Consider the following 24,649-nt stretch of genomic DNA (forward strand, 5'->3'; position numbering starts at 1 on the left):
TCCAGAACACATGCTTTTCGACAAACATGAAAAAACCGGCACTGGGCCGGTTTGCTCATCACGCATCGGCATCAATCGTCGAAGTCTTCCCAACCGCCCATCTCTTTCCAGCGGTTGACGATGCCGCAGAACAGCTCGGCAGTCTTTTCCGTGTCGTAGCGGGCCGAGTGGGCTTCGCGGCCGTCGAAGTCGATGCCGGCAGCCTGGCAGGCTTTGGCCAGTACCGTCTGACCGTAGGCAAGGCCGGCGAGGGTGGCGGTATCAAAGCTGGAGAACGGGTGAAACGGGTTGCGCTTCATGTCCATGCGGGCGACGGCGGCGTTGACGAAGCCGAGGTCGAAGCTGGCGTTATGGCCGACCAGCACGGCGCGTTTGCAGCCATTGGCCTTGAGGGCCTTGCGTACGCCACGGAAGATGTCGTTCAGCGCAGTTTCTTCACTGACCGCCATGCGCAGCGGGTGATCGAGCTTGATGCCGGTGAATTCCAGCGCTGCGGCTTCGATGTTGGCGCCTTCGAAGGGCTCGACCCGGAAGAAATAGGTGTGCTCGGGGAACACGAAGCCTTTTTCGTCCATGCCGATGGTCACCGCAGCGATTTCCAGCAGCGCGTCGGTGGCCGAGTTGAAGCCACCGGTTTCTACGTCAACGACTACCGGCAGGTAGCCGCGAAAGCGCGCTGCCATCGGGTGACGTGAACCGCCACCGCCGTGGCCTTCCTGTTCGTCATCGAAATGATCTTCACTCACGCGTGTTCCTCCAGACGCCAGCGCAGTTTTTCACCCGCGCGCAGCGGAATAACGGTCAACTCGCCAAACGGCAGGCTGGCAGGGGCGGTCCACTCGTCACGTACCAGCGTGATGGTGTCCTGATTGGCGGGCAGGCCGTAGAACGCTGGACCGTGAAGGCTGGCGAAGCCCTCCAGCCGATCCAGAGCGTTACGTTGCTCGAAAGCTTCTGCATACAGCTCGATGGCGGCGTAGGCGGTGTAGCAACCGGCGCAACCGCAGGCGTTTTCCTTGGCGTGCTGGGCATGGGGTGCCGAGTCTGTGCCGAGGAAGAACTTGCCGCTGCCGCTGGTGGCCGCGTCGAGCAGAGAAGCCTGATGCGTATTGCGCTTGAGAATCGGCAGGCAATAGAAGTGCGGACGAATCCCGCCGACCAGCATGTGGTTGCGGTTATACAGCAGGTGATGTGCGGTGATGGTCGCCGCGACGTTGGCCGAGGCCTCATTGACGAATTGCACCGCTTCGCCGGTGGTGATGTGTTCGAACACCACCTTGAGCGCCGGAAAGCGTTCGACGACGCGGCGCAGGTGTTCTTCGATGAACACTTTTTCGCGATCAAAGACGTCGACTTCACCGCGCGTCACTTCACCGTGTACCAGCAGCAGCATGCCGACTTCGGCCATGGCTTCAAGCGCAGGGAATATCTTGTCGATGCTGGTGACACCGGAATCGGAGTTGGTCGTCGCGCCGGCCGGATACAGCTTGGCGGCGTGGACGAAGCCGGTTGCCTTGGCGGTGCGAATGTCTTCAGCCGTGGTCTGGTCGGTGAGATAAAGCACCATCAGCGGCTCGAAGCGGCTACCAGCCGGGCGTGCGGCCAGAATGCGCTGGCGATAGGCATCGGCTTGCACCGCGTTGCGAACAGGCGGCACGAGGTTGGGCATGATGATTGCGCGACCAAAGGTTCGCGCTACGTCGGCAACGGTATGCGGCAAAACAGCTCCATCACGGAGGTGAATATGCCAGTCGTCGGGGCGCAGAAGGGTCAGGCGATCAGACATTGGGGATTCCAGGCGGGTCAAACTCGCTGGGAATGCTACCGGAAAAGACTCTGTCAGGCATCCGCTATCAAGTTTTGTATGAAGTTACCGATAGCTCCCCTGTAAGGAAGTAATTTCTGTTTCGCGTTCATTTTCAGTGGAGCCTCCCGTGCGCCAGCGATATCTAGCCCTGCTCAGCATGTTTGCCAGCCTTCCGGTGATGGCTATGAATTTCCAGACGCGTCTGGAGAGCATCGAGTGGAAAGTCGAAGGCGATCAATTCGAGTGCCGCCTGACTCAGCCGATCACCGATTTCGGTGCGGGCGAGTTCGTGCGTCGTGCGGGCGAGCAGGCGACGTTTCGCCTCAAGGCTGCTTACAACATGCTTGGCAATGGTTCTGCGACGCTGCTGGCCGCTGCGGCTCCGTGGCAGCCTGGGCGCGGTGACATCAACCTCGGATCGGTGCGCGTCAGCAATGGCGATATTCCGTTCAATACCTCTCAGGCCCAGGCCGGGCGGTTGATCAATGGCCTGATGGACGGGCGCAGTCCGCTCATCAGGCACTACAACCGCGACGGAGGGCAGATGGAAATTCGCTTGCTGCCCGTCAAGTTCAGCAAGGCGTTCAGCGATTATCAGGCCTGCACCGCGAAGCTGTTGCCGATGAATTTCGATCAGATCAAGCAGGCCGAAGTCGGCTTCCCGGGTGGAGGTATCGAACTGGATGCCGCCGCCAAGGCACGCCTGGACAATATGGTCGCCTATTTGAAGGCTGACCCGACCGTCAACCGTATCGAACTGGATGGCCATTCGGACAACAGCGGCAATCGCCTGACCAACCGCGACCTGTCGCGTCGTCGTGCGCTGGCGGTCATGGATTATTTCAAGGCGCAGGGTATTCCCGAACAGCAGATCACCCTGCGTTTTCACGGCGAACGTTACCCGCTGGCGCCCAACACCAACAACGCCAATCGTGCACGCAACCGCCGCGTGAACGTGCACTTGGAGCGTGTTGCTCCCGAAGAGCGTCCGGTACCGGTTGCCTCCTCGGCTAGCGCTGCGCATACCTCGTAAATCCTGTCTGTAATTACTGCTGAACGTCGCCTTGTCGTCACAAGCTGTCGCGCCCCTGTAAATTTGCTGGTTTGAACGGTAGAATCAGCGGTTTTCCGTACAACCTGGTGGAGTGATGGCATGGCGGACGTAAACAAGGTAGTTCTCGCGTATTCCGGTGGCCTGGATACTTCGGTAATCCTCAAGTGGCTGCAAGATACGTACAACTGCGAAGTGGTGACCTTTACCGCTGACCTGGGTCAGGGTGAAGAAGTCGAACCGGCACGCGCCAAGGCTCAGGCCATGGGCGTCAAGGAAATCTACATCGACGACCTGCGCGAAGAGTTCGTGCGTGATTTCGTGTTCCCGATGTTCCGTGCCAACACTGTCTATGAAGGCGAGTACCTGCTGGGTACATCCATCGCTCGTCCGTTGATCGCCAAGCGTTTGATCGAAATCGCCAACGAGACCGGCGCTGACGCCATTTCCCACGGCGCAACCGGCAAAGGTAACGATCAGGTCCGTTTCGAGCTGGGCGCCTACGCGCTGAAGCCGGGCGTCAAAGTGATCGCTCCGTGGCGCGAATGGGATCTGCTGTCGCGTGAAAAGCTGATGGACTACGCCGAGAAGCACAACATTCCGATCGAGCGTCACGGCAAGAAGAAATCGCCGTACTCCATGGATGCCAACCTGTTGCACATCTCGTATGAAGGCGGCGTGCTGGAAGACACCTGGACCGAGCACGAAGAAGAGATGTGGCGCTGGACCAAGTCCCCGGAGGACGCACCGAACGTTGCAACTTATCTTGAACTGACCTACCGCAATGGCGATATCGTCGCGCTGGACGGCGTTGAGATGACTCCGGCCACCGTGTTGGCAACCCTGAACCGCATTGGCGGCGAAAACGGCATTGGTCGTCTGGATATCGTGGAAAACCGCTATGTGGGCATGAAGTCCCGTGGCTGCTATGAAACGCCAGGCGGCACGATCATGCTGCGCGCACACCGTGCTATCGAATCAATCACGCTGGACCGCGAAGTCGCTCACCTCAAGGATGAGCTGATGGTGAAGTACGCCAGCCTGATCTATACCGGTTACTGGTGGAGCCCTGAGCGTCTGATGCTGCAACAGATGATCGATGCGTCCCAGGCTCATGTGAATGGCGTGGTGCGTCTCAAACTCTATAAGGGCAATGTGATCGTCACAGGCCGCAAGTCCGACGATTCGTTGTTTGATGCCAACATCGCAACATTCGAAGATGACGCAGGTGCTTACGATCAGGCCGACGCAGCAGGCTTTATCAAGCTTAATGCATTGCGTATGCGGATCGCTGCAAACAAGGGCCGCAAACTGTTCTGATTGCGCGTCCCGTTCTGCCAGGTGCAGCCCCTTGCAGGGCTGCACCTGGATAATGATAGTTGTTCCTGTGCAAGCAATAGCCTGGCGGGTATTAATGAACGTAGCATTGCAACGATGCCACGTTGAATACGGTAAGGTGCCCAGTGGTTTCTTACAGCACGCCGCAGTGTTCTATAAAGTCCCTTGTACTTTCTTACAGGTGATGTCGCATTAGCGGTTTTAAAGGTAGTCCTCTGCAGAGCTTTTTTCCAAAGGCTGTTCGCACCTGACGGCCTTTTGGTTTATGAGTGGCTATACCTTCCTGTTGAAACGTCTGATGCATCAGTTCGTGCCGAACGTCATGGCGTATCGCTGTCGCGGCGTTGCCGGAATTCGATTCGGTACGCCTTGCCGATGTCCCACACCTGCCTGAGGGTAAGGTCCAGCACCTGCGCAATCTCCGATGCGGTGTAGCCAAGGCTCGAGTAGTGCAGGGCGTGGCCCGCAACCACGTCATCGACATCCCCCGGATCATGTCGGGCCTCCCTTCTCAGGGCTCGAACAGGCTGACTAAAGCTGATTTTCACGCCATTCTCGGTGGCCAGTTGCCGGATATCCTTCCTGTTCATCCTTAATGAATACTGCAAAGCGGTAAAGCCGGCGCCCTTGGCTGCCAGGCGCTTCAACAGTTCCACTTTGGCCGCTTGCTCGAGGCTGATATCGGCGTCCGCAGACAGATCGGTTGATGAAGTGGCTGATGAGCCTGCTGTTTCGCCATCCGCGATGACTGCGATAACACCACCTTTGTCAACAAACGTGTTCACTGCCTTGATCAGGTCAAGGGCAGTGGACTCACTTGCGGGCGAACGAGAGTGTTTGTTGTTCATGATATATCCCTTTTTGAACATGGTTATACACATGACCCATTCAAAGAATTTGTCACGCGTCCAGGTGCGCTTCAAAAGCGTGCGTGATAGGCCATGTGCGTATCGTCGAAATCCGTCCGACGCTTGTGGTGTGCATGAACGGTGCATGAGCACTGTTTGTTTGGAGTATTCACAGGGTGGCATTCATTTAATGGCGTCCCCAGTGGTTTGATATTAAAAAAGTAACGACTGGTAATAAGATTTGCAAGTGAAAAGTGGGAGGCTACATAAATCGATCAGGGCTTTCTTGGGGTGTCTTACAGGTTTTAGTTTGACGTCTGTGACCTGTGTAGTCTTTTTCCTATTTGATGAGTCAGGTATGGAACTGAAATAAATTATGGTATTAGCTTCTTGTCGAATCAGCCATAAATTATCTTAAGTAGTGTAGGGTGATGCCATCGTCTCTGTAAGAATTCGTGAATGTACGCATTTCAGGGCGTAATCGGTGCGGAGAGTCAGCGTGCCGCTTGGGGCTATCGTGGTATGAGGTGGTTATAGGGATAAAGCTTTGCCGTAGGATTTATCGGGCGGACCTGTAGGAAACGTCCTTATATAACTATTTGTACGGAATTTAACGGTAAATGTGTAATTTTTCATAACCGTTTACGTATTAAGGGTGCCACTGATCAGCGATGGGTTACAAGGCGCAGGCGGGTCGATGCTGAATGCATCGGAAGGCCTGCATGATTTGATATATAAAAGCTTCATTTGCAGGTAACGGCTCGCCAGCGTTCTATATTTATTTAGAGGTGTTTGGGCGAGCAGCATTTGCGGAGTGGCGACAGGCTTAAGCAGTCCAATATCGCTGGCTATAGGCCACTTAAATCTTGCGGTCGGCCGCCTGTGCAGCAAGCGTTCAGAGAGAATTTAACAGTGGTGGCGTGATCAGGCTGAACATGAGTGATCACTCTGATCATGTCACATCCAATTATCTACTGGTGTCGCGACGCCTTATGTCATCGACCCTAGCAGCAACAATTCATCGGATTCCGAAAAGGAAGGCTCTATGAAAATTAATAAAAAGTATGCGTTCGTGCCGAGTTTTGTAGGAAGTTTCTGCCGTAATTGTAGGAATGGTCTTTGGCTGTCAGTCCTCAGGGGTGAGCGCCATGCAAAGCAGTAAACGACTAAGTTATTGTGCTGGCTCTGAAAATTCGAATAGCGAAAAATGGACTGCCCATGAATAAAGTGCTGATCGTGGATGATCATCCCGTCATTCGCCTTGCTGTGCGCATGCTGATGGAGCGTCATGGCTATGAGGTCATTGCGGAGACTGACAACGGTGTGGATGCGTTGCAGCTTGCACGTGAGCACCTGCCCGATATCGTCATTCTCGACATCGGTATTCCCAAACTCGACGGACTCGAAGTCATTGCCCGGTTGTCGGCCATGACATTGCCATTCAAGGTTCTGATCCTGACGTCCCAGGCGCCAGGTCACTTCTCGATGCGCTGCATGCAGGCGGGTGCTGCCGGTTATGTCTGCAAGCAGCAGGACTTGACCGAATTGCTCAGTGCCATCAAGGCGGTACTGTCGGGTTACAGCTATTTCCCCAATCAGGCTTTGCATACCGTGCGGTCGAGCATGGGAAATGCGAGCGAATCAGACATGGTCGATCGTCTGTCCGGTCGGGAGATGATGGTTCTGCAACAGCTGGCCCGAGGGAAAACCAACAAGGAAATCGCTGACGGGATGTTTTTGAGCAATAAAACCGTGAGCACTTACAAAACGCGCCTGCTGCTCAAGCTGAATGCTCATTCTCTGGTCGATCTGATTGAATTGGCACAGCGCAACGGGCTGGTCTGAAGCTGGATAGTCAGTGAGTCCCGCCTTGGGTCAACGGTCGTGGCCTCGATTTCCACGGTGTCGAGGCCTCTTTCTGGAGGCTTCGAACTGTCTAGAGATCAAAGTCGTAGTCAGCCAGCTGTTTTTGCAGTCGCCGTTCTTCCAGAAGGTTGTCGATGGTGCGCCGTTTGCTCAGATTGGTCTTCGCTGGCTCGACGATTACCTGTTCGCTTTCGTCTGCATCGGCGGCGACCAGTTCATCATCAACATCCAGTTGCTCTTTGCCAGTACTCATGAAGTTGACTCCAAGGCTTGGTTTCTCTCTGGCGCACCTTATATCGACAATCCACGAACGGGTAAAAAAGATTTTTTCAATCGATCCATAGGCAATTCCCGATCAGCTCAATCGTCGGAGGTTTTCTCCTTGTAATCGCACAAGTCCTCAATACGGCAGCTGCCGCAACGCGGTTTGCGCGCCTGGCAGACATAGCGCCCATGCAGGATCAACCAGTGGTGCGCATCGAGAAGGTAGTTTTTAGGCACAAACTTCATCAACTGCTTCTCGACCTCCACCACGTTTTTCCCGGGTGCGATGCCGGTGCGATTGCTGACGCGAAAGATGTGCGTATCAACGGCCATCGCAATCTGCCGGAAAGCGGTATTGAGCACCACATTGGCGGTCTTGCGTCCCACGCCCGGCAGCGCTTCGAGCGCTTCCCGGGTTTGCGGTACTTCGCCATTGTGCAAGTCCACCAGCATGCGGCAGGTTTCGATCACATTTTTGGCCTTGCTGTTGTACAGGCCGATGGTCTTTATGTATTCCGACAAACCTTCGACGCCAAGGTCATGGATAGCCTGTGGCGTATTGGCGACCGGGTAGAGTCTGGCCGTTGCCTTGTTGACGCTGACGTCGGTTGCCTGAGCAGAAAGGATCACCGCAATCAGCAACTCGAAGGGGGTCGTGTAGGCCAGTTCGGTCTTGGGGTCCGGATTGTCCTCGTGCAGCCTGCGAAAGATTTCCTGACGTTTTGCGGCATTCATGAACAGAACGTTTCCTGAGTATCGGTCGTGGAAGAAGCTGTCAGCAGCGTATCGAGCGCCTGCTCGGCTGCTTCGTACTCGCGTTGTAATTCCACAAGCCTGGCAGCCTGCTCCGCAACAGGAGGGTGGCCGAACGCCTTGAGCGACTTGTTCAACTGCGCACGGCTCATGGCCAATGCGATCCTGGCTTTTTTCAGGGCTTCATCTGGTGTCGCAGCGTTGTTGGCCTGAACATGTTTTACGACAGAGCCAGGGGCGGCGTTACGGATGGATTCGGTTTTTTTGCTGCGAGCCAGGCGCTCTGTCAGGCGCGCCTGCTGTTCGCGATGCAGGCGTGCGTTACGCGACTCGAAACGCAGACGGGCATGGATGCGTTTTTTCAGGCGTGCCTGTTGCAGCTCCGTGGTTGGCGCCAGACCACCCACTATCGGTGTAACAGTCGCCCAGGGTAGCGGATGCATTTCAATGCAATCGACCGGGCAGGGCGCAACGCAGAGATCGCAGCCTGTGCATTCATCGATGATCACGGTATGCATCAGCTTGGATGCGCCGACAATCGCGTCTACCGGGCAGGCCTGGATGCATTTGGTACAGCCGATGCATTCCGCTTCACGGATAAAGGCGACCTGGGCGGGGGCCGAGCCGCGTTCGGTATCCAGCGGCAGGGTCGGTACAGACAGCAGACCGGCCAGTTGAGCAATGGTTTCGTCACCGCCCGGCGGGCATTTATTGATGGCTTCGCCGCCCGCAATACCTTCGGCGTATGGCTGGCAGCCGGAATGACCGCATTTGCCGCACTGAGTTTGCGGCAGAAGCGCGTCGATGCGCTGGACCAGTTCCACGCTGGGGAGTAAACGAATCAAGTCAGTCATGATCTTTTTGGGGGTGAACGGCCTGTTCAGGATCTTTGGCGACCCATGTTACCGGCCGCCGGTGAGTCTTGCGAATACACGAAGGCCCGGTATCCGCTGCCATTTAGCGGATACCGGGCCTCGCGGGTGTTACTTGATTCGCTGACCCGGCTTGGCGCCGCTGTCCGGACTGAGCAGGTAGATTTCCTCGCCGCCAGGACCTGCCGCCATGACCATGCCTTCCGAGATACCGAAACGCATTTTGCGCGGCTTGAGGTTGGCGATCATCATCGTCAAACGACCTTCCAGCTCGGCGGGGTTCGGGTAGGCACTCTTGATCCCGGAGAAGACATTACGCTGCTCGTCACCGATATCCAGGGTCAGGCGCAACAGCTTGTCGGCACCTTCCACGTGTTCGGCCCTGAGAATCAGTGCCACACGCAGATCGACAGCAGCAAAGGTATCGAAATCGATTTCCGCAGACAGCGGGTCCTTGGCCAGTTCGCCATTGCCGATTGGCGCGGCGGCAGTGTTGGTATCCGTGGCCGTCAGGTCTTCCTTGGATGCTGTGGCCATGGCCTCTACCTTGGCCGGGTCGATCCGCGTCATCAGTGCCGAAAACGGGTTGAGTTGATGATTGGCCAGCAAGGTCTTGTGATCATTCCAGGTCAGCGGCGCGACGTTGAGGAACTTCTCGGCGTCAGCGGCCAGATTCGGCAACACTGGTTTGAGGAAAATGACCAGTTGGCGGAACAGGTTGATGCCCAGTGCACACACTGCCTGGACCTCGTCCTGTTTGCCTTCCTGCTTGGCCAGTGCCCAGGGCGCTTTTTCTGCGATATAGGCATTGGCGCGGTCGGCCAGGGCCATCGTCTCGCGCATGGCACGGGCGAAGTCGCGGGCTTCGTAGGCGTCGGCAATGCTCGGTGCGGCAGCCAGGAACGCGTCCGTCAGTTCAGGCGCGGCATTGGCCTCGACCATCACACCGGCATTGCCCTTGTGGATGAATCCGGCGCAACGGCTGGCAATGTTCACAACCTTGCCGATCAGGTCGGAGTTGACCTTCTGCACGAAGTCTTCGAGATTCAGGTCCAGATCGTCTACGCCGCGGCCCAGTTTCGACGCGTAGTAGTAGCGCAGGTATTCCGGTGGCAAATGATCAAGATAAGTACGTGCCTTGATGAAGGTACCGCGCGATTTCGACATCTTCTGGCCGTTGACGGTCAGGTAGCCATGGACATTGATGCCGGTCGGTTTGCGCAGGTCTGTGCCTTCCAGCATCGCAGGCCAGAACAGGGCGTGGAAGTTGACGATGTCCTTGCCGATGAAGTGGTACAGCTCGGTGGTCGCGTCTTTACCCCAATACGCGTCGAAGTCCAGGTCCGGACGACGCGCGCACAGGTTCTTGAAGCTGGCCATGTAGCCGATCGGCGCATCGAGCCAGACGTAGAAATATTTGCCTGGCTCGTCGGGAATTTCGAAACCGAAATACGGTGCATCGCGGGAGATGTCCCACTGCTGCAGGCCACTGTCGAGCCATTCGGCGATCTTGTTGGCCACTGCGTCCTGCAACGTGCCGCTACGCGTCCAGCTTTTCAGCATGGCATCGAAGGCTGGCAGGTCGAAGAAGAAGTGCTTCGAATCCTTGAGGACAGGCGTTGCACCGGAAATCGCCGACTTGGGATCTTTCAGGTCGGTCGGTGCGTAGGTGGCACCGCATTTTTCGCAGTTATCACCATACTGGTCTTCAGCCGCACATTTCGGGCAGGTGCCCTTGATGAAGCGGTCGGCCAGGAACATTTTCTTTTCCGGGTCGAAATACTGGGTAACCGAACGTGTAGCGATATGGCCCGCATCGCGCAGGCGCGTGTAGATCATGCTCGACAGCTCGCGGTTTTCATCCGAGTGCGTCGAGTGGAAGTTATCGAAGTCCACCAGGAAATCGGCAAAGTCGGCGCTGTGCTCAGCCTTGACGTTGTCGATCAGTTGTTCCGGGGTGATGCCTTCCTTTTCGGCGCGCAGCATGACTGCCGAACCATGAGCGTCGTCCGCGCAGACATAAATGCATTGATTGCCGCGGTGCTTCTGGAAACGCACCCACATGTCGGTCTGGATGTACTCGAGCATGTGGCCAAGGTGAATGGAACCATTGGCATAGGGCAGGGCGCTGGTAACGAGAATCTTGCGTGGCTCGGACATGGGGCTCGGCTACTTGAAGTGAAACGGAGGTCGGTCACTATAAAGGTCTGAGCGATTTTTTTCACCCCGCGCGGCTGTGGGAATGCGCCTGAAGATGTGCCGAAATTATGTGGGCACCTGGCAGAACAGGTACGATAGCTGCCTGTTTTAGTCAGTCTTTTCGGAGTAAGCCCATGAGCGCAGTCAATCGCGCAGCGGTGGAGACGATTCTTCGCCAGTACACCGACCCTTATCTGAATCAGGACCCGGTCAGCGCCGGTTGCGTCAGGTCCATCGACATTCAGGGTACGCACGTCAGTGTGCAGCTTGAGTTGGGTTACGCCGCTGATCTGTTCAGGAACGGCTGGGCGCAGGTCCTGAAAACCGCCCTCGAGAATCTGGACGGCGTGACGTCAGCCAGGGTGGATATAAACAGTGTGATCGTTGCGCACAAGGCGCAGAGCCAGATCCCCGGCCTGGCCAATGTGAAGAATATTGTCGCCGTGGCTTCTGGCAAGGGGGGTGTGGGCAAATCCACAACGGCCGCCAATCTTGCACTGGCCTTGTCTCGTGAAGGCGCACGGGTCGGGATTCTTGATGCGGATATCTATGGGCCGAGTCAGGGCGTGATGTTTGGTATCCCTGAGGGGACACGGCCGAAGATCAAGGATCAGAAATGGTTTGTGCCGATCGAGGCGCACGGCATCGACGTGATGTCGATGGCCTTTCTGACTGATGACAACACGCCGATGGTCTGGCGTGGGCCGATGGTGTCTGGCGCATTGCTGCAACTGGTGACCCAGACTGCGTGGAATGACCTGGATTATCTGGTCATCGACATGCCACCCGGCACCGGGGACATTCAGCTGACGCTGGCGCAGAAGGTTCCGGTCGCCGGTGCGGTGATCGTCACCACGCCTCAGGACCTGGCGTTGCTGGATGCAAAAAAGGGCGTGGAGATGTTCCGCAAGGTCAATATTCCGGTATTGGGTGTCGTGGAAAACATGGCGGTGCATATCTGCTCGAATTGTGGGCATGCCGAACACCTGTTCGGTGAGGGCGGAGGCGAGAAGCTGGCGTCGCAGTACGATGTCGAGCTGCTGGCTTCACTGCCATTGTCGATGCTGATTCGCGAGCAGGCAGATGGCGGGAAGCCGACGGCGATTGCCGAGCCGGAAAGTCAGATTGCGATGGTTTATCAGGAACTGGCGCGTCACGTCGGCGCACGTATCGTGTTGCAGGAAGCTGCCAGCCCGGCCATGCCGACCATTTCGGTCAGCGACGACTGACTCTGTAGCGATGCTCTGGTGGGGGGGGGAGGTGGCGGTTCAGCCTTCCCTGATCAGGCTTGATGAATGGGCGAATGCTCAAACAGCAGGCAATAAAAAACCCCGCTTTTAAGGGCGGGGTTTTTAAGCGAATCAGTACAAGTTAGATAACTTGAACTTCTTCAGCTTGCATGCCTTTCTGACCGCGGGTAGCGATGAAAGAAACCTGTTGGCCTTCTTTCAGGCTTTTGAAGCCGTCGGATTGGATAGCTTTGAAGTGCACGAACAGGTCGTCACCGGATTGTGGAGTGATGAAGCCGAAGCCTTTTTCATCGTTGAACCACTTAACGGTACCAGTTTGGCGATTAGACATAGTATATCTCCTTGGACAAAGTTAACTGCGGCGTAGGAAGAGCCCTGGCCGAGACTGAGTGCAAAGAGCTGGAAAATTCATGGAGATGGTTGGATCGAAATTCAACATCGTGTAGAGATTCTCAGTGACACAAGCAACACAGTGACGCCACCTTAACCCTTTTTTTCGAACGTGCCAATGGTCTGTTGATGATTATTTCCATTCGCAGCAAATCGACGTGGCGCGCTACCCAAACTCTCTATCTGTTGCCTTTGAACCGTTGGCCCCACCCCGGTAAGATGCCGGATATCTTTTTTACCTCGCTATTCAGGACACCGCCATGAGCATCAAATCAGACAAGTGGATTCGCCGCATGGCGCAGGAACACGGGATGATCGAGCCTTTCGTCGAGCGTCAGGTACGTGGCGAAGGCGCCAACCGGGTGATCTCTTTCGGCGTGTCCAGCTACGGCTACGACGTGCGTTGCGCGGACGAATTCAAGGTGTTCACCAACATCAATTCGGCGACGGTCGACCCGAAAAATTTCGATGAAAAAAGTTTTGTCGATATCAAAAGTGACGTGTGCATCATCCCGCCGAACTCGTTCGCGCTGGCGCGCACCGTGGAATATTTCCGCATTCCACGTAATGTTCTGACTATCTGCCTGGGCAAAAGCACCTATGCGCGCTGCGGCATCATTGTCAACGTCACGCCGCTTGAACCGGAGTGGGAAGGCCATGTGACGCTGGAGTTCTCCAACACCACGACCTTGCCGGCCAAGATCTACGCCAACGAGGGTGTGGCGCAGATGCTGTTTCTCGAATCCGATGAGGAGTGCGAGGTTTCGTACAAGGACCGCGGCGGCAAGTACCAGGGCCAGCGTGGCGTCACCCTGCCACGCACTTGATTTGCGAGTCAGGCGACTAGTGGAATTGAATTAATGCTCTATTTCGTACTCTATCTGCTCACACGCTTTCGCATAATCATGACGTGCGATGGCCTTTGATCTGGAGTGCCCTATGAAGACTCATTTTAAAATCTCTGACCAGGTTCAATCTCCACTTAACGAGATCGGTTTGCTGGCCTGGTCATTGATGGCTCATTCGGATCTTCTGCCGGAGCTCAATATGGTCGGTGGCGGAATTCCGGGTGATCCGGGCCCTGATACGCCGTACCCGGAGCCTACAGAGCCGGGCGGCCCTACAGTCCCGGACGAACCGCCGCCAGCACCGGTTGCCTGATTCGATTACGCCTGCCCGCTGGATCAGCGAGCGGGCGTTTTTCATTAGCGTGCGGCATCGGTGCGGCATCGGTCAGATGACTCGCCAGACGGCATCCCCGCCCGTCACATAGACCGAGCTGCCTTCCTCCGGCCTGATACGGAATCCTCCTGTGAATTCGCCGAAAGCCGGTAACAGGGTGATCCGCTTGCCGATGTAGAAGCATGCCAGACGCAAACTCTGCCGACCGCGTCCGTACAGGTGATAAACCGGGTGAACGTGCCCGGCCAGAACGTGAAACTCAGGATGCGGGTCAGGTTCGTGTTGTAGCGCAAACGGGCCCACGATCAGCGGCTCTGGTACCACCTCGATGTTCAGGTAAGCGGGCGGGTCGCCTGCGCGCTTGTCGTGATTGCCCCGGATCAGTGTGATGGGCAGCGTCGGGCGTCCTGCTCGCCAGTGTTCCAGCGCCGCCAGCGTGCCTGCGGCATGTGATTCTGGCGCATGCAGAAAATCTCCCAGAAAAATCAGGTGCTCAGTGGGGTACTCGTTCAGCAGGCTGTCCAGTCGGCGCAGATTCTCCTGAGTCGTGCCATGCGGCACCGGTTGCCCAAGCTTGCGGTAGGCCGCTGCCTTGCCAAAATGCGCGTCGGCGATCAGCAAGGCTCGTCTGGCGGGGTAGTAGATTGCCTTGTCGGCCAGCAACCACAGCTCTTCACCTGCCAGCGTCATGCTCAGGTAAGGCGTCATTGCTCATGCTCCGGGCCTGCTGCCTTCTCAAGATCGCGGACCATGCGGGCGATGCGATCGGCCAGTTTTTCCGAGCTGAGGCTTTCGCGAAAGCGCTCTACCAGTAACGGGAATGCCAGGGGCGTCGCGCGTTTTATCGCGTGCAGGTCCAGTCTGCGACTGTTGATCTGTCTCAAGGTCAGCTCAAGACGCTGCAGATCCAGCTCTTGGCGCAGCACCTCTTCCTGAGCCTGGGTCAGCAGCATGTTATCGGCGTCGTACTGTTTGAACACTTCGAAAAACAGCCCGCTCGAGGCCTGAAGCTGTCGGTTGCTCTTGGCCGCGCCGGGGTAGCCGGAAAATACCAGCCCGGAGATGCGGGCAATTTCCCGGAAGCGTCGCAGCGCCAGTTCACCTGCGTTGAGGCTGGCCATGATGTCGGCGAGCAGATCGGTTTCACTGAACAGCTCGGCATTCAAGGTTTCGACCCAGTCGATTTCGCTGGCGCTGAGCAGCTCCAGGCCATAGTCGTTGACCGCAATCGAGAAGGTCAGTGGCCGATCACGGCTGAGTCGCCATGCCAGCAGGCTGCCCAGCCCCAGATGCACATGACGTCCGGCAAACGGATAGAGAAACAGGTGCCAGCCCTCGCGGGACTTGAGTGTTTCGACCAGCAATGTATCGCGCTGCGGCAGGGCAGACCACTGTTGCTGCACTTCCAGCAAGGGCTTGATGGCCTGCATTTCCGGGCTGTTGAATTCTCCCCGTGCGGCAGCATCGAATTTCTCGACCACCGCGTCCGCCAGTTCGCTGGACAGGGGCATTCGCCCGCCATTCCAGCGTGGCACGGCAGCTTTTTTGCCGCTCGCGCGTTTGACGTACGCTGTCATGTTTTCGACGCGGACCAGCTCCAGCAGGCGTCCGCCGAACAGAAAGCCGTCGCCGGGCTTGAGCCGGGCGATAAAGCCTTCCTCGACGCTACCCAGCGAGCCGCCTCCACCGCCTTTTTTCCAGTATTTCAGGTTTACAGTGGCCTCACTGACGATCGTGCCGACCCCCATCCGATGGCGACGTGCCAGGCGTGCATCCGGCACCCGCCAGACGCCGTGTTCATCGGGCTCTGCGCGGCGGTAGTCGGGATAAGCGGTCAGCGAGTGGCCACCGTTGCGCACAAAAGCCAGTGCCCATTGCCATTGCTCGTCGCTGAGGTCGCGATAGGCCCAGGCGCTACGCACTTCGGTCAGCAGCTCGTCGGGCAGAAAACCGCCGCCCAGAGCCATGCTGACCAAGTGCTGGACCAGAACGTCCAACGGTTGGTGCGGCGATTCGCGTGGTTCGATCATGCGGGCGGCCACGGCGTCGTGTGCCGCTGCGGCTTCTACCAGCTCGAGGCTGTGGGTCGGCACCAGCGTCACGCGAGAAGGGCGGCCCGGCGCGTGTCCCGAACGTCCGGCGCGCTGCATGAGGCGGGCGACGCCTTTGGGCGAGCCAATTTGCAGTACACGTTCGACCGGCAGGAAATCCACGCCCAGGTCGAGGCTGGAGGTACACACCACGGCTTTCAGAGAACCCTCTTTCAGAGCACGCTCAACCCAATCGCGCACCTCGCGGGCCAGCGACCCATGGTGCAGCGCAATCAGGCCGGCCCAGTCCGGGCGCGCTTCGAGCAGCGCCTGATACCAGATTTCCGATTGTGCCCGAGTGTTGGTGAACACCAGGCAACTGGCGCTGCTTTCTACCTCTGCCACCACCTGCGGCAACATGCGCAGGCCCATATGCCCGGCCCACGGGAAGCGCTCGATGGAAGGCGGCAGGAGCGTATCCACTTGCAAGTCCTTGACGATCTTGCCTTGCACGGTCACACCGCCGTCGCCAATCAGTACCTGTTGTGCGTGCTGCTGATTGCCGAGTGTTGCGGAAATACCCCACACAATCAGCTGCGGATTCCACTGGCGCAGACGAGCCAGCGCCAGTTGCAACTGCACGCCGCGCTTGTTGCCGATCAGTTCGTGCCACTCGTCCACGACGACCATCTTCAGCGTCGACAAGGCGACCTGCGCATCGGCGCGGGTCAGCAGCAGGGTCAGACTCTCGGGTGTGGTGATCAGCGCAGACGGTAAACGACGACCCTGACGTGCGCGCTCACTGCTGCTGGTATCGCCGGTGCGCAACCCTACTGACCACGGAATATCCAACTCGGCCAGCGGTGCTTCAAGGGCGCGGGCGGTATCGGCGGCCAGCGCACGCATCGGCGTGATCCACATGACACTCAGCGGTGCGGCGGGTGGTTTGCGTTTGCGGGGTTTGTCGTCGGCGGTCAGCGTATTGGCTTTGGCGAATTGATTGAGAGCGGCGAACCACACCGCGTAGGTCTTGCCCGAACCGGTACTGGCATGCAGCAACCCTGACTCACCCTTCTTCACCGCTGCCCAGACGTCCTTCTGAAACGCGAACGGCTTCCAGCCTCGGGCGAGAAACCATCGTCGAGCGAAATCGGTGGGTCTGCTCATCCGTTTGAGTAGGCTCTGAGGGGGTTAAGTCAGAGACAGCGGAGAAAGGGTAATAGTTTTAAATGGTTATGGGATTGATCGCTCGTAGATTCCGGGGAAACGAGATTCGACTCTTGGGCCGATGCGCAGCGCTCATCGTAAGACATAAATCTAACGGACTATCGTGCCGATGCTCCGCGTCGGCATGCAGTTCTGGACGCTCTGCGTCCTGGTTGTGACGCAGAGCGTCACGAAGTGCATTCCCACGCTGGAGCGTGGGGACGATAGTCGTGGATATTTCAGTCCCGGTTTCCAGGCATTTCCGGCTGTGGCACAAAAAACGTGCTACTTCAGATTGCCACTCAAAAACTGCTGCAAACGCTCGCTCTTCGGGTTGTTAAGTACTTCGTCCGGGTGGCCGGATTCTTCGATCTGCCCTTGGTGCAAAAACACCACCTGGCTGGCAACCTTACGGGCGAAGCCCATCTCGTGGGTGACCAGAATCATGGTCCGGCCTTCTTCTGCCAGGCCCTGAATGACTTTCAGCACCTCACCGACCAGTTCCGGGTCGAGCGCCGAGGTCGGTTCGTCGAACAGCATGATTTCCGGTTCCATCGCCAGCGCCCGGGCAATCGCCACGCGCTGCTGCTGGCCGCCAGACAGAAACGCCGGGTACTGACCGGCGACCCGCTCTGGCAGGCCGACCTTTTCCAGGTATTTGCGCGCGCGGGCCTCGGCTTCGGCCTTGGGCACGCCGAGCACACGGCGCGGCGCCATGGTGATGTTTTCCAGCACGGTCATGTGCGCCCACAGATTGAAATGTTGAAACACCATCGCCAGACGGGTACGTATACGTTGCAGCTCATCGGCGTCGGCCACGCGCATGCCGTCCTTGTCGCTGACCATGCGCACTTGCTTGCCGTCCAGGCTCATTGCGCCGTCGTTGGGCTGTTCGAGAAAGTTGATGCAGCGCAGGAACGTGCTCTTGCCCGAGCCGCTTGCGCCGATCAGGCAGATCACATCACCGCTGCTGGCCTTGAGCGATACGCCTTTGAGCACTTCGTTGTCGCCGTAGCTCTTGTGCAGGCCATCGATGGTCAGTTTGTACATGACAGGTCCTCAAGGAGAAAGTAGATAGCCGCTGCGATAGGCCTGAGTGCCCGCGATATGAGCGATGACCATGCCCGCCGTGGCCATGCGGCGCAGCGAGCGTGCGTACAGCAGGCCGCCATTCAGGGCATGGATACAGGTCACGCTGTCGCTGATCGGGTCGATGACCTCGGCAATCAGTTGGCCGGCCTCGACGTATTCGCCGGGCATCGCGCAAAACACCAACAGACCGCCGACCGGTGTCGCGACCGGTTCGACCGCAGCCAGCGGCGTGGCGGGGTAGAGCAATTCGGGAGGCGGCGACAGCTCGCCATCAATGAGACCGGCGTCGATCAGGTAATGAATGATCGCCTGGCAGTCGCGGCTGGCGAGGGCATGATTGACATCACCCTGGCCACGCAGCTCCAGGGTTACCGAAAAGCTGCCCATCGGTATCGGGAAGCGCTCGCCGAAGCGTTGCTGCAATTGCCACCAGACCAATGTGAAGCATTCATCGAACGACTGACCGCCAGAATCCGTTGCCAGCAGGCTCGCCTGCGCGCCCAGATAACGCGACAGCGTCTCGACTTTTGGCCATGCTTCAGGCGTGGTGTACAGGTGTTCGACCGACTCGAAGTCGCAGTGCAGGTCCAGCACCATGTCGGCATCGCAGGCCAGACGTTGCAGCGTCAAGCGTAGCGATTCCAGCTGAGTGGTTGCCGTTTGAGCATTCAGTGCCGCCAGCAGGCTTTCCCGCACCAGCGTGCGGTTTTGCTCGGCGTCGGCGGTCAGTCGTGTCTCGATAGCATCGCCGACTTGCGCGCCGAGGTCGCTGAACCGGCGATTGAAGTTTTGCCCGCTCTCCAGTTCGTAGCGTCCCAGCGGCGTATCCATCAGGACCTGTTCCAAACCGATCGGGTTGGCGACCGGCACCACCACGATTTCGCCCAGCAGCCGCCCGGCACTTTCCAGTTCGGCCAAGCGCTGCTTCAAGCACCAGGCGACCAGCATCCCCGGCAGTTCGTCGGCGTGTAGCGACGCCTGAATGTAGACTTTCCCCGCGCCGTCCTGCGGCCCGTAATGAAAGCTGTGAATGTGCCGGGCAGTGCCCGGCACAGGGGACAGCAAGTCGTGGGTGTTATGGCGCATGATCAGCGGGCCGGTCCGAGAAAGGCCAGCCAGCGCCGTTCTGCCAGACGAAACAGTCCAACCAGAATAAAGGTCACGGTCAGGTACATGACGGCAGCGATGCCGAACGACTGGAAGGTCATGAAGGTTGCGGAGTTGGCGTCCCGAGCTACTTTGAGAATGTCCGGCACCGTGGCGGTGAACGCGACGGTGGTCGAATGCAGCATCAGGATCACTTCGTTGCTGTAATACGGCAGCGAGCGACGCAGCGCCGATGGCATGATCACGTAGGCGTAGAGCTTCCAGCCGTTCAGCCCATAAGCCTTGGCGGCTTCGACTTCTCCATGGGCCATGCTGCGAATCGCACCGGCGAAGATTTCCGTGGTGTACGCGCACGTGTTCAGGGCGAAGGCCAGGATTGTGCAGTTCATCGCATCACGAAAGAACGCATCCAGTACCGGTTGCTCACGCACCGCAGCGAGACTGTAAATGCCGGTGTAGCAGATCAGCAGCTGTATATAGAGTGGCGTGCCGCGAAACAGGTAGGTGTAGAACTGCACCGGCCAGCGCACCCAACGATTGTTCGACACGCGAGCGATGGACAGCGGAATGGACACGCAGAAACCGATGGCAATCGAGGCGCTGAGCAGCCACAGGGTCATGGCCAGACCGGTGATATTCACGCCGTCTGTATAAAGGAAGGGTTTCCAGTATTCCTGTAACAACTCGATCATCGCTGCGCCTCCCGACTGCCTGCGGCGTAATGCCGTTCAGCCCAGCGCAGGGCGAAGTTCGAGGCGCTGGTGATCAGCAGATAGATCAACGCCGCCAGCACCAGAAAGTAAAACAGCTGGTAGGTGCTTTTACCCGCGTCCTGCGAGGCCTTGACCAGATCGGCCAGGCCAATGATCGACACCAGCGCGGTGGCTTTGAGCAGGACTTGCCAGTTGTTGCCGATGCCCGGCAGGGCGTAACGCATCATTTGCGGGAACACCACATAGCGGAATCGCTGGCCACGCTTCAAGCCGTACGCCGTCGCCGCTTCTACCTGGCCACGAGGCACGGACAGAATCGCGCCACGGAACGTCTCGGTGAAATAGGCCCCATAAATGAAGCCCAGAGTGATGACACCTGCGCCGAACGGGTTGATCTCGATGTATTCCCAGTCCATGGCATCGGTGAGCATGGTCAGCCAGGTTTGCAGGCTGTAGAAAATCAGCAGCATCAACACCAGATCCGGTACACCGCGGATCAGTGTTGTATAAATTTGTGCCGGTATGCGCAGCAGCGCTGAACTCGACAGTTTGGCAGTGGCCCCGATCAGCCCGAGCAGAATGCTCAGCGCGAGCGACAGTACAGCCAGTTTGACGGTCATCCAGGTGCCTTCCAGCAACAGCGGGCCAAAGCCCTTCAGGCTGAGCGCCGAGAGTCCCAGGTTTTGCAGGAGTGCATCGAACATGGATAGGCCTTGCGTCTACAAACAGAAACGCCCATCAACCGGGCGGCGAATCATCGCCGGAATCGATGGGCGTCGGGGTGTTATTTGCCGCTGTACAGGTTCAGGTCACCGAAGTGCTTTTTCTGGATTTCGGCGTAGGTGCCGTCATCGTGCATCGCCTTGATGCCTTTATCCAGCAGCGCCTTCAGCTCTTTGTTGCCCTTGGCGATACCGATGGCTGTCTTAGCAGGCAGCAACTCGCTGTCGACCGGTTTGCTGACTTCATAATCAGCACCGGCTGGCGACTTCAGAAAGCCCAGTTCGGCTTGCAGCATGTCCTGGATCGAGGCGTCCAGACGGCCGGACGTCAGGTCGGCGTATACCTGATCCTGGTTGGCGTAGGCCTTGGTGGTCACGCCTGCCTTGTCCAGCACGGCTTTGGCGTAGGCTTCCTGAATGGTGCCCTGCTCATAGCCCACGGTCTTGCCCTTCAGGCTGGCCGGGTCGGCAGTGAAGGCGGCGCCTTTCTTGAACACCAGCGAGGTCGGGCCGGAGAACAGTTCATTGGAGAAATCGATGACTTTCTCGCGCGCCGGGGTCACGGTCATCGAGGAAATCACGCCATCGAATTTACGCGCCTTGAGGCCGGGAATCATGCCGTCGAAGTCGCTTTCGACCCATTTGCAGGTGACTTTCAGCTCTTTGCAGATCGCATTGCCCAGATCGATATCGAAGCCGACCAGGCTGCCATCAGCGGCTTTGGATTCGAACGGCGCATAGGATGGGTCGACGCCAAAGCGCAGTTCTTTGTATTCCTTGGCCATGGTGTTACCGGCGGCGATGCACAGAGCCAGTGCAGAAAGAGTCAGCCATGCTTTTTTCATTGTTCAGTCCTTAAAACCTTAAATGGGGCGTTGGGAACACGCGAGGCTTGCTACCGGCGAGTGCCAGACTGGCTAAGGTTAGCAATTTCCGAACCATACGGATGAACGTGCGTTTGAAATGTAAGGCGTTGTCGCTATTTCGTATAAACCGCTGGCAATCTGCCTGCTCGGCGCGTTTAACGGACGGGTGTTGACTGCCTGGCCTTAAGGCAGACGTCTGTTCTGGTGAGGCGGAACGGCAGAATAGTAACGAACGTGTGAAGTTTCCTACGAGCAGGCAAGTCGATTCATCTCACAGTGTTTCAAAAAGGTGCGCGGAATTTGCTGTGCGCTTTTTTGGTGCTTCAGTTGAGCAGGTCTTGTAACGTCACCAGACTGTCCGCTTCCGCAACCGGCTTGTCCTGACGCCAGCGCAGCATGCGCGGGAAGCGCACGGCAATGCCGCTTTTGTGGCGTTTGGACAGCGCGATGCCTTCAAAACCCAGTTCAAATACCAGCGTCGGCGTCACGCTGCTCACCGGTCCGAATTTTTCGACGGTGGTCTTGCGAACGATAGCGTCGACTTTGCGCATCTCTTCGTCGGTCAGCCCCGAGTAGGCCTTGGCGAATGGCACCAGTGTGCGCTCGCTTGCTTCCGGCGGGCCGTCCCAGACGGCAAAGGTGTAATCGCTATAAAGGCTGGCACGTCGCCCATGACCGCGTTGCGCATAGATCAGCACGGCATCGACACTGAACGGGTCGATCTTCCATTTCCACCACACGCCCATGTCCTTGGTGCGCCCGACGCCATATAAGGAGTCGCGGGCCTTGAGCATCATGCCCTCGACACCCAGGCTGCGAGAGGCTTCGCGCTGGGTGGCCAAGTCCAGCCAGTCCTTGCCCTTGAGCACCGGGGAGGGCATCAGCACCTCGCTCTGGCAGCTTTCGATCAGGCCTTCCAGTTGGGTGCGACGCTCGTGTTGCGGTCGGCTGCGCCAGTCATCGCCCTGCCACTCCAGCAGGTCATAGGCCAGCACCACCACAGGTACGTCGGTCAGGATTTTTTTGCCCAGGGTTTTGCGGCCAATGCGTTGTTGCAGCAGGGCGAACGGTTGCACCGACGGCGCAGCCTGTGGCGCGTCGCTGTTCAAGGCGAACTCTGCGTCGCTGTCAGGGCTTGCCTCGGGTGCTTTCCAGACCACGATTTCGCCGTCGATAACGGTGCCGTCCGGCAGGCATTTCACCAGGCTGTGCAGTTCCGGAAAACGGTCAGTCACCAGTTCCTCACCCCGCGACCAGATCCACAACCTGCCGTCACGTTTGACTAACTGCGCACGAATGCCATCCCACTTCCATTCCACCTGCCAGTTTTCGGCAGCGCCCAGCAGCGTTTCGAACTGGTCGACGGGCTGTTGCAAGGAATGCGCAAGAAAGAACGGGTAGGGCTGGCCGCCACGTTGCGCGTGCTCGTCTTCCGATTCAGGCGCGATCAGCTTCAGATAACGCTCTGCGCTGGGCCGATGCGACAGGTCGGTATAGCCGACCAGCCGTTGGGCGACACGCTTGCTGTCGATGTCGGCCAGCGCTGCCAGGGCACGGGTAACCAGCAGTTTGGATACGCCAACGCGGAAGCTTCCGGTGATCAACTTGATACAGACCATCAGGCTGCTGCGGTCCAGTTGCGACCAGAACAGCGGCAGACGCTCGGCCAGTTCTTCAGGTGGCAGGCCGCGCAGTGGCAACAGCTTGTCTTCCATCCAGGTGGCCAGGCCTTCGTCGTTGCTGTGATCTGCCTGAGGCAGTAACAGCGAGAGCGTTTCGGCGAGGTCGCCGACCGCCTGATAGCTTTCTTCGAACAGCCACTCCGGCAGGCTGGCCAGTGTCATGGCCTGCTCGCGCAGGACGCGGGTGGGGACCAGTTGGCGTGGACGGCCACCCGACAGAAAGTACACTGCCCACGCTGCATCTTCCGGCGCGGCGTTCTCGAAGTAGTCGCGCATGGCGGCCAGTTTGGCGTTGCTGGAGGTGGTGGCATCCAGTTGCGCGTACAGCTCGGCGAAGGCTTTCATGGCTGCGCCTCGCTGGCACTCGCTGTTTCAGGTTCAGCGGTGGCCGGGTTGCTGTCCTCTTCATCGCCGTATTCGGTACTGAAGCCCTGCGCGTCCAGCCCCAGTTCGCACAGATAGCGCACCAGTATGCCGACCGAGCCATGGGTGACCATGACGCGCTCGGCGCCGGTCTGCTCGATGGCCCATAACAGGCCTGGCCAGTCGGCATGATCGGAAAGTACGAAGCCGCGATCCACACCGCGCCGCCGCCGTGTGCCGCGCAACATCATCCAGCCGCTGGCAAACGCATCGCTGTATTCGCCAAAGCGCTTCATCCAGCTGCTGCCACCGGCCGAGGGCGGGGCGAGGATCAGTGCCTGACGCAGGGCCGGGTCAGTTTTCTTGAAGTCGCCCGCGTAGTGGGTTTCCGGGATGCGGATACCACCTTCGCGATAGACACGGTTCAAGGGCTCGACTGCGCCATGGACCAGAATCGGCCCGATCTGCGAGTCGATCCCGTGCAGAATGCGTTGCGCCTTGCCGAAGGAATAGGCAAACAGCACGCTGGCCTTGCCCTGCGCAGCATTGCCGCGCCACCACTGGTTGATGCCTTCGAAAATCTGCGATTGCGGTGCCCAGCGATAGATCGGCAGGCCGAAGGTCGATTCGGTGATAAACGTGTGGCAGCGCACCGGTTCGAATGGCGCACAGGTGCCGTCCGGTTCGACTTTGTAGTCTCCGGAAGCCACCCAGACTTCGCCCTGGTATTCCAGCCGCACTTGCGCTGAACCCAGTACATGCCCGGCTGGGTGCAGACTCAGCTTCACGCCATGATGGGTAATGGTTTCGCCATATTCCAGGGTTTGCAGATTGATGTCCTGCCCCAGACGCGAGCGCAGAATGCCTTCGCCACTGGCGGTTGACAGGTAATGCTGATTGCCGGTGCGGGCGTGATCGCCATGCGCATGAGTGATGACCGCCCGCTCCACCGAGCGCCACGGATCAATATAAAAATCCCCGGGCGGGCAATACAATCCTTCAGGACGAGCAACGACAAGATCCATGGTGCAACCGTATGGATGGGCTT

At 58.0% G+C, this 24,649-nt stretch carries 23 protein-coding genes; 6 read left to right on the forward strand and 17 right to left on the reverse strand.

Features of this window, described 5'->3' with window-relative positions:
• Window positions 1-71: 71 nt before the first annotated feature.
• Together rnt and pyrC are read right to left on the reverse strand one after the other, a co-directional pair.
• Window positions 72-746, reverse strand: coding sequence for a ribonuclease T (gene rnt, locus N018_RS05935; RefSeq protein WP_024647082.1), 675 nt, complete (start codon window positions 744-746; stop codon window positions 72-74).
• Window positions 743-1,786, reverse strand: a complete 1,044-nt coding sequence (pyrC, locus tag N018_RS05940; protein WP_024647083.1) for a dihydroorotase — start codon at window positions 1,784-1,786, stop codon at window positions 743-745. Before pyrC ends, rnt begins: the two co-directional genes overlap by 4 nt.
• 148 nt (window positions 1,787-1,934) lie before the next feature.
• On the opposite strand from pyrC, the gene N018_RS05945 reads away from it, so the two are divergent.
• Window positions 1,935-2,840: a flagellar protein MotY gene (locus N018_RS05945; protein WP_024647084.1), complete on the forward strand. Its 906-nt coding sequence runs from the start codon at window positions 1,935-1,937 to the stop codon at window positions 2,838-2,840.
• 120 nt (window positions 2,841-2,960) lie between these two features.
• Window positions 2,961-4,178 (forward strand): argininosuccinate synthase, encoded by a 1,218-nt coding sequence (locus N018_RS05950; RefSeq protein ID WP_024647085.1) that lies wholly within the window; start codon window positions 2,961-2,963, stop codon window positions 4,176-4,178.
• 338 nt (window positions 4,179-4,516) lie between these two features.
• Here N018_RS05950 and N018_RS05955 read toward each other — a convergent pair whose 3' ends face one another.
• Entirely contained in the window at window positions 4,517-5,044 is a 528-nt protein-coding gene (locus N018_RS05955) for a hypothetical protein (protein ID WP_229631299.1), read from the reverse strand.
• Window positions 5,045-6,262: 1,218 nt separating this feature from the next.
• Between N018_RS05955 and N018_RS05960 the strand changes: the two genes are divergently transcribed.
• Window positions 6,263-6,889 (forward strand): response regulator transcription factor, encoded by a 627-nt coding sequence (locus N018_RS05960; protein WP_002554843.1) that lies wholly within the window; start codon window positions 6,263-6,265, stop codon window positions 6,887-6,889.
• Window positions 6,890-6,980: 91 nt separating this feature from the next.
• Here the strand turns inward: N018_RS05960 and N018_RS05965 are convergent, their stop codons facing one another.
• From N018_RS05965 to metG, 4 genes are all read right to left on the reverse strand, one after another.
• On the reverse strand, window positions 6,981-7,163 hold the full coding sequence (locus tag N018_RS05965) for a PA3496 family putative envelope integrity protein (protein ID WP_024647087.1): 183 nt from the start codon (window positions 7,161-7,163) through the stop codon (window positions 6,981-6,983).
• Window positions 7,164-7,270: 107 nt separating this feature from the next.
• Complete coding sequence (gene nth, locus N018_RS05970; RefSeq protein ID WP_024647088.1) at window positions 7,271-7,909, reverse strand: endonuclease III; 639 nt, start codon at window positions 7,907-7,909, stop codon at window positions 7,271-7,273.
• Complete coding sequence (gene rsxB / locus N018_RS05975; protein WP_024647089.1) at window positions 7,906-8,781, reverse strand: electron transport complex subunit RsxB; 876 nt, start codon at window positions 8,779-8,781, stop codon at window positions 7,906-7,908. The genes nth and rsxB overlap by 4 nt, the downstream gene beginning before the upstream one ends.
• Before the next feature lie 129 nt (window positions 8,782-8,910).
• On the reverse strand, window positions 8,911-10,959 hold the full coding sequence (gene metG / locus N018_RS05980) for a methionine--tRNA ligase (protein WP_024647090.1): 2,049 nt from the start codon (window positions 10,957-10,959) through the stop codon (window positions 8,911-8,913).
• Window positions 10,960-11,132: 173 nt separating this feature from the next.
• Between metG and apbC the strand changes: the two genes are divergently transcribed.
• Window positions 11,133-12,227, forward strand: a complete 1,095-nt coding sequence (gene apbC / locus N018_RS05985) for an iron-sulfur cluster carrier protein ApbC (protein WP_025389083.1) — start codon at window positions 11,133-11,135, stop codon at window positions 12,225-12,227.
• 142 nt (window positions 12,228-12,369) lie between these two features.
• Here apbC and N018_RS05990 read toward each other — a convergent pair whose 3' ends face one another.
• On the reverse strand, window positions 12,370-12,579 hold the full coding sequence (locus tag N018_RS05990) for a cold-shock protein (RefSeq protein ID WP_002554837.1): 210 nt from the start codon (window positions 12,577-12,579) through the stop codon (window positions 12,370-12,372).
• 319 nt (window positions 12,580-12,898) lie between these two features.
• Here N018_RS05990 and dcd point away from each other — a divergent pair, with 319 nt between their 5' ends.
• Both dcd and N018_RS06000 read left to right on the forward strand, forming a co-directional pair.
• Window positions 12,899-13,465, forward strand: coding sequence for a dCTP deaminase (dcd, locus tag N018_RS05995; RefSeq protein ID WP_003381535.1), 567 nt, complete (start codon window positions 12,899-12,901; stop codon window positions 13,463-13,465).
• Window positions 13,466-13,577: 112 nt separating this feature from the next.
• Window positions 13,578-13,799, forward strand: coding sequence for a hypothetical protein (locus N018_RS06000; protein ID WP_024647092.1), 222 nt, complete (start codon window positions 13,578-13,580; stop codon window positions 13,797-13,799).
• Window positions 13,800-13,871: 72 nt separating this feature from the next.
• Here N018_RS06000 and pdeM read toward each other — a convergent pair whose 3' ends face one another.
• From pdeM to N018_RS06045, 9 genes are all read right to left on the reverse strand, one after another.
• On the reverse strand, window positions 13,872-14,528 hold the full coding sequence (gene pdeM / locus N018_RS06005; RefSeq protein ID WP_025389084.1) for a ligase-associated DNA damage response endonuclease PdeM: 657 nt from the start codon (window positions 14,526-14,528) through the stop codon (window positions 13,872-13,874).
• On the reverse strand, window positions 14,525-17,017 hold the full coding sequence (locus N018_RS06010) for a ligase-associated DNA damage response DEXH box helicase (RefSeq protein ID WP_025389085.1): 2,493 nt from the start codon (window positions 17,015-17,017) through the stop codon (window positions 14,525-14,527). The genes pdeM and N018_RS06010 overlap by 4 nt, the downstream gene beginning before the upstream one ends.
• Window positions 17,018-17,341: 324 nt before the next feature.
• Window positions 17,342-18,106 carry an ABC transporter ATP-binding protein gene (locus tag N018_RS06015; RefSeq protein WP_024643516.1) on the reverse strand — a complete coding sequence of 255 codons (765 nt, stop codon included), beginning with the start codon at window positions 18,104-18,106 and terminating at the stop codon, window positions 17,342-17,344.
• 9 nt (window positions 18,107-18,115) lie between these two features.
• The gene (locus N018_RS06020; RefSeq protein ID WP_025389086.1) at window positions 18,116-19,234 is read right to left on the reverse strand and encodes a succinylglutamate desuccinylase/aspartoacylase family protein; all 1,119 of its coding nucleotides are present in this window, start codon (window positions 19,232-19,234) and stop codon (window positions 18,116-18,118) included.
• A 2-nt stretch (window positions 19,235-19,236) separates the two neighbouring features.
• Window positions 19,237-19,947 (reverse strand): ABC transporter permease, encoded by a 711-nt coding sequence (locus N018_RS06025; protein WP_025389087.1) that lies wholly within the window; start codon window positions 19,945-19,947, stop codon window positions 19,237-19,239.
• The gene (locus N018_RS06030; protein WP_024643519.1) at window positions 19,944-20,672 is read right to left on the reverse strand and encodes an ABC transporter permease; all 729 of its coding nucleotides are present in this window, start codon (window positions 20,670-20,672) and stop codon (window positions 19,944-19,946) included. Before N018_RS06030 ends, N018_RS06025 begins: the two co-directional genes overlap by 4 nt.
• A gap of 80 nt (window positions 20,673-20,752) precedes the next feature.
• On the reverse strand, window positions 20,753-21,535 hold the full coding sequence (locus tag N018_RS06035) for a transporter substrate-binding domain-containing protein (protein WP_024643520.1): 783 nt from the start codon (window positions 21,533-21,535) through the stop codon (window positions 20,753-20,755).
• A gap of 344 nt (window positions 21,536-21,879) precedes the next feature.
• Window positions 21,880-23,583: an ATP-dependent DNA ligase gene (locus N018_RS06040; RefSeq protein ID WP_025389088.1), complete on the reverse strand. Its 1,704-nt coding sequence runs from the start codon at window positions 23,581-23,583 to the stop codon at window positions 21,880-21,882.
• Window positions 23,580-24,626, reverse strand: a complete 1,047-nt coding sequence (locus N018_RS06045) for a ligase-associated DNA damage response exonuclease (protein ID WP_025389089.1) — start codon at window positions 24,624-24,626, stop codon at window positions 23,580-23,582. The genes N018_RS06040 and N018_RS06045 overlap by 4 nt, the downstream gene beginning before the upstream one ends.
• Between the last annotated feature and the right edge of the window lie 23 nt (window positions 24,627-24,649).

Origin of the sequence: Pseudomonas syringae CC1557 (assembly GCF_000452705.1) — a bacterium.
Lineage (GTDB): Bacteria > Pseudomonadota > Gammaproteobacteria > Pseudomonadales > Pseudomonadaceae > Aquipseudomonas > Aquipseudomonas syringae_F.

Excerpts from the sequence above, each read along its gene's own strand:
- pyrC (WP_024647083.1), bottom strand. The coding sequence starts at position 1,786 with ATGTCTGATCGCCTGACCCTTCTGCGCCCCGACGACTGGCATATTCAC.
- N018_RS05950 (WP_024647085.1), top strand. The coding sequence starts at position 2,961 with ATGGCGGACGTAAACAAGGTAGTTCTCGCGTATTCCGGTGGCCTGGAT.
- N018_RS05955 (WP_229631299.1), bottom strand. The coding sequence starts at position 5,044 with ATGAACAACAAACACTCTCGTTCGCCCGCAAGTGAGTCCACTGCCCTT.
- N018_RS05960 (WP_002554843.1), top strand. The coding sequence starts at position 6,263 with ATGAATAAAGTGCTGATCGTGGATGATCATCCCGTCATTCGCCTTGCT.
- N018_RS05965 (WP_024647087.1), bottom strand. The coding sequence starts at position 7,163 with ATGAGTACTGGCAAAGAGCAACTGGATGTTGATGATGAACTGGTCGCC.
- nth (WP_024647088.1), bottom strand. The coding sequence starts at position 7,909 with ATGAATGCCGCAAAACGTCAGGAAATCTTTCGCAGGCTGCACGAGGAC.
- rsxB (WP_024647089.1), bottom strand. The coding sequence starts at position 8,781 with ATGACTGACTTGATTCGTTTACTCCCCAGCGTGGAACTGGTCCAGCGC.
- metG (WP_024647090.1), bottom strand. The coding sequence starts at position 10,959 with ATGTCCGAGCCACGCAAGATTCTCGTTACCAGCGCCCTGCCCTATGCC.
- apbC (WP_025389083.1), top strand. The coding sequence starts at position 11,133 with ATGAGCGCAGTCAATCGCGCAGCGGTGGAGACGATTCTTCGCCAGTAC.
- N018_RS05990 (WP_002554837.1), bottom strand. The coding sequence starts at position 12,579 with ATGTCTAATCGCCAAACTGGTACCGTTAAGTGGTTCAACGATGAAAAA.
- dcd (WP_003381535.1), top strand. The coding sequence starts at position 12,899 with ATGAGCATCAAATCAGACAAGTGGATTCGCCGCATGGCGCAGGAACAC.
- N018_RS06000 (WP_024647092.1), top strand. The coding sequence starts at position 13,578 with ATGAAGACTCATTTTAAAATCTCTGACCAGGTTCAATCTCCACTTAAC.
- pdeM (WP_025389084.1), bottom strand. The coding sequence starts at position 14,528 with ATGACGCCTTACCTGAGCATGACGCTGGCAGGTGAAGAGCTGTGGTTG.
- N018_RS06010 (WP_025389085.1), bottom strand. The coding sequence starts at position 17,017 with ATGAGCAGACCCACCGATTTCGCTCGACGATGGTTTCTCGCCCGAGGC.
- N018_RS06015 (WP_024643516.1), bottom strand. The coding sequence starts at position 18,106 with ATGTACAAACTGACCATCGATGGCCTGCACAAGAGCTACGGCGACAAC.
- N018_RS06020 (WP_025389086.1), bottom strand. The coding sequence starts at position 19,234 with ATGCGCCATAACACCCACGACTTGCTGTCCCCTGTGCCGGGCACTGCC.
- N018_RS06025 (WP_025389087.1), bottom strand. The coding sequence starts at position 19,947 with ATGATCGAGTTGTTACAGGAATACTGGAAACCCTTCCTTTATACAGAC.
- N018_RS06030 (WP_024643519.1), bottom strand. The coding sequence starts at position 20,672 with ATGTTCGATGCACTCCTGCAAAACCTGGGACTCTCGGCGCTCAGCCTG.
- N018_RS06035 (WP_024643520.1), bottom strand. The coding sequence starts at position 21,535 with ATGAAAAAAGCATGGCTGACTCTTTCTGCACTGGCTCTGTGCATCGCC.
- N018_RS06040 (WP_025389088.1), bottom strand. The coding sequence starts at position 23,583 with ATGAAAGCCTTCGCCGAGCTGTACGCGCAACTGGATGCCACCACCTCC.
- N018_RS06045 (WP_025389089.1), bottom strand. The coding sequence starts at position 24,626 with ATGGATCTTGTCGTTGCTCGTCCTGAAGGATTGTATTGCCCGCCCGGG.